General features: G+C 57.5%; 2 protein-coding genes. Both read left to right on the top strand.

The genetic code is table 11. The features are described from left to right. On the top strand, nucleotides 1-354 hold a 354-nt coding region (locus ACR0EL_RS22075; RefSeq protein WP_480502300.1), incomplete at its 5' end, for an aminotransferase class V-fold PLP-dependent enzyme. 21 nt (nucleotides 355-375) lie between these two features. Next, on the top strand, nucleotides 376-817 hold a 442-nt coding region (locus ACR0EL_RS22070), incomplete at its 3' end, for an NAD(P)/FAD-dependent oxidoreductase (protein WP_480502299.1).

Raw genomic sequence — 817 nt, 5'->3', positions numbered from 1 at the left:
GCCGGAGAGGCGATCCATGAGCAGGAAAAAGCGCTGACTGATGCGATGATCCGCGGAACCGGCAACCTCCCTGGGCTGGCCGAGATGGAGAAGGTGACCATTCTGGGCGGTGTCGATAACCCTGCACGCGAGGGGCTGGTGTCACTGCAGGTCGAGGGCGTGCCGTCGGTCGATGTGGTCAAGCAACTGAACGAACAAGGCATCCGTACGCATTTGCGCAAGGCCGATCACTACTCGGGCAACATCTTGACACCGCTTGGCATGGACAGCTGCGTGCGTGTTTCGATGTGCCACTACAACAGCGTCGCCGAAGTGGCCCAGTTTCTGGGTGCAATGAAAACCATCGCCGCCTGAGGCATTTGAGAGGGGAAGCACATGAAAACGCATGCGCAAGCGGTTGTAATCGGCGGTGGCCTAGCCGGCTGTTCAATTCTGTATCATCTCGCCAAGTTGGGTTGGACCGATGTGGTCCTGCTAGAGCGGGACGAACTGACCAGCGGCTCGACCTGGCACGCGGCGGCCAACATTCATGGGCTGCATGACAACAACAATATCACCCGCATCCAGCACTATACGATGAATCTATATAAAGAGCTGGAACAGGAAACCGGTCAGAGCTGCGGCGTGTTCCAGCCAGGTTCGCTCTATTTAGCGCAAACCGAAGAACGCGAGCATCAGCTGCGCCTACAGGAAGCCAAGGCTAAATTCTATGGTTTGAACTTCCACGAGGTCAGTCGCGAGCAGGCCAAGGAACTGCCCCCGCTGGCGCAGTACGGCGATATCCGCTGCATCATGTATGAACCCGATGGCGGCAATG

The organism is Ruegeria sp. AH12 (assembly GCF_056541465.1).
This window is presented reverse-complemented; position numbering and strand designations above follow the sequence as displayed.